We start from the raw sequence: 2,394 nt of genomic DNA, 5'->3' as shown, positions 1-2,394 counted from the left end.
GCCTCCTCCTCCACCGCCGCTGCCGTCCTCGCCCGGGCCGGGCGCGCCGGGGGTCCGCGGGGCGCCCCCGCCGGAGTCCGGTGTGCCGCCCCGGCCGGGCGGCGCCGTCGCCGAGCCGCTGCCGTCGCCGGGCGCGCCCGTGTCGTCGGCGTCGCCGGTGTCCGCGTCCGGGCGGCCGGCGGGCGGGCCGGCGCGGCGCGGCCCGTCACGTCCGTCCCCGCGGGCGCTCTTCTTGTCGAGCGGCACCAGCTCGACCTCGCCCTGCGGCGGTACGGTCCGCCCGGGCGCCCGTTCGGCCCCCGAGCCCGCCGCGCCGACCGCCACATAACCGTCGCCGCTCTCGCCGCCGCACGTGGCCAGGACCCCGCCCAGACACAGCACAACCGCCGCGGCGCCCGTGGCGGCACCTCGGCGGCCGTGTGTCAGACCATGACGTCGCATCGCGCCAGTGTGTCTGACGCACCGTCAATTAGTAACCCCGCAGGACCCGGTGTCCGGGGTCAGTCGGCGATGAGCCCTTCCCGCAGCTGTGCGAGCGTGCGCGTGAGCAGGCGCGAGACGTGCATCTGCGAGATGCCGACCTCTTCGCCGATCTGGGACTGCGTCATGTTCGCGAAGAACCGCAGCATGATGATCTGGCGCTCGCGCGGCGGCAGTTTGGCCAGCAGCGGCTTGAGCGACTCGCGGTACTCGACGCCTTCCAGCGCCATGTCCTCGTAGCCGAGCCGGTCCGCAAGCGACCCCTCGCCGCCGTCGTCCTCCGGGGAGGGGGAGTCCAGCGAGCTCGCGGTGTAGGCGTTGCCCACGGCCAGCCCGTCGACGACGTCGTCCTCCGAGACGCCGAGCACGGCGGCGAGTTCGGGCACGGTCGGCGACCGGTCGAGCTTCTGCGCGAGGTCGTCGCTCGCCTTCGTCAGCGCGAGCCGCAGCTCCTGGAGGCGGCGGGGGACCCGTACCGACCAACTGGTGTCGCGGAAGAAGCGCTTGATCTCGCCGACGACCGTCGGCATCGCGAACGTCGGGAACTCCACGCCCCGTTCGCAGTCGAACCGGTCGATCGCCTTGATCAGGCCGATCGTGCCGACCTGGACGATGTCCTCCATCGGCTCGTTGCGGCTGCGGAAGCGGGCCGCGGCGTACCGCACCAGAGGGAGGTTCAGCTCGATGAGGGTGTCCCGCACGTACACACGGTCGGGGCTGTCCTGGTCGAGGGCGGCAAGCCGCAGGAAGAGGGAGCGGGACAGAGTGCGGGTGTCGATGGCTTCCGGCTGCGACACCAGCGGTGGCGGCTGAGGAGCCGTCACCTGGTCGAGCACGGCGGGCACTTCCTTGGTGAGCACCTTCGAGCTGCCCATTTCTGCGGACATGCCGGCCCCCTTTCAGTCCTGCGGTCGCTGACGGTAGCGTCGGGGCGCTCCCGTCGGAGGAAGCAGCCTCCACCTGAATACCGGCGGCGAAGCTGCGGCAAACGCGGTTCCAGCAGAATGTCACATGTCGGCAACACGCTGTAGCGCCAAGTCGACAAATCTGCGCAGGAAAGAGGGGGTGTGCGGCTTTTCGGCCATAGGCGGGTCTTACCCGATCCGGTTACGCCTCGATTCGATTTGCGGATCTGAGGCGGGCGAAGCTCCGTGCCAGAAGCCGCGACACGTGCATCTGCGAGACGCCGAGCTCGGCGCTGATCTGGGACTGTGTCAGGTTGTTGTAGTACCGGAGCAGCAGAATCCGCTGTTCGCGCTCGGGCAGTTGTACGAGCAGGTGCCGCACGAGGTCGCGGTGCTCGACGCCGGCCAGCGCCGGGTCCTCGTACCCGAGCCGGTCGAGCAGGCCGGGCAGCCCGTCACCCTCCTGGGCGGCCTCCAGCGAGGTCGCGTGGTACGACCGCCCGGCCTCGATGCACGCCAGCACCTCGTCCTCGGAGATGCGCAGGCGCTCCGCGATCTCAGCGGTCGTGGGGGAGCGCCCGTGGGCCGTCGTGAGGTCCTCGGTGGCCCCGCTGACCTGCACCCACAGCTCGTGCAGCCGCCGGGGCACGTGGACCGTCCTGACGTTGTCGCGGAAGTACCGCTTGATCTCGCCCACGACGGTCGGCATCGCGAAGGTCGGGAACTGGACGCCGCGGTCCGGGTCGAACCGGTCGATCGCGTTGATCAGGCCGATCGTGCCGACCTGGACGACGTCCTCCATCGGCTCGTTGCGGCTGCGGAAGCGGGCCGCGGCGTACCGCACCAGCGGCAGGTTCGCCTCGATGAGGGCGCCGCGCACCCGGTTGTGCTCGGGCGTGCCCGGGTCCAGCCCCTTCAGCTCCGCGAACAGCACCTGCGTGAGGGCCCTGGTGTCCGCGCCACGGCTCTTGGGGGTGCTGGCCGCCGGGGGGTCGGGGGCGGTCTCGGG

Annotated in this window: 2 protein-coding genes and 1 pseudogene; all 3 read right to left on the bottom strand. The window is 71.5% G+C overall.

Translation table 11 applies throughout. From position 1 onward, the window contains the following. Nucleotides 1-441: pseudogene (locus tag E2E34_RS35765) on the bottom strand (hypothetical protein); the annotation flags it as partial. A 59-nt stretch (nucleotides 442-500) separates the two neighbouring features. Next, entirely contained in the window at nucleotides 501-1,367 is an 867-nt protein-coding gene (locus tag E2E34_RS33420; protein WP_138905585.1) for an RNA polymerase sigma factor SigF, read from the bottom strand. A gap of 220 nt (nucleotides 1,368-1,587) precedes the next feature. Next, a partial coding sequence (locus tag E2E34_RS33415; protein ID WP_138905584.1) for an RNA polymerase sigma factor SigF occupies nucleotides 1,588-2,394 on the bottom strand: 807 nt, incomplete at its 5' end.

Origin of the sequence: Streptomyces albidochromogenes (assembly GCF_005981925.1) — a bacterium.
GTDB lineage: Bacteria > Actinomycetota > Actinomycetes > Streptomycetales > Streptomycetaceae > Streptomyces > Streptomyces albidochromogenes.
Note: the sequence above shows the minus strand (reverse complement) of the source record. Positions and strands in the feature narration are given on the sequence as shown.

What these genes read in the sequence shown, in the direction of transcription:
- E2E34_RS33420 (WP_138905585.1), bottom strand. Translation starts at nt 1,367, where the DNA reads ATGTCCGCAGAAATGGGCAGCTCGAAGGTGCTCACCAAGGAAGTGCCC.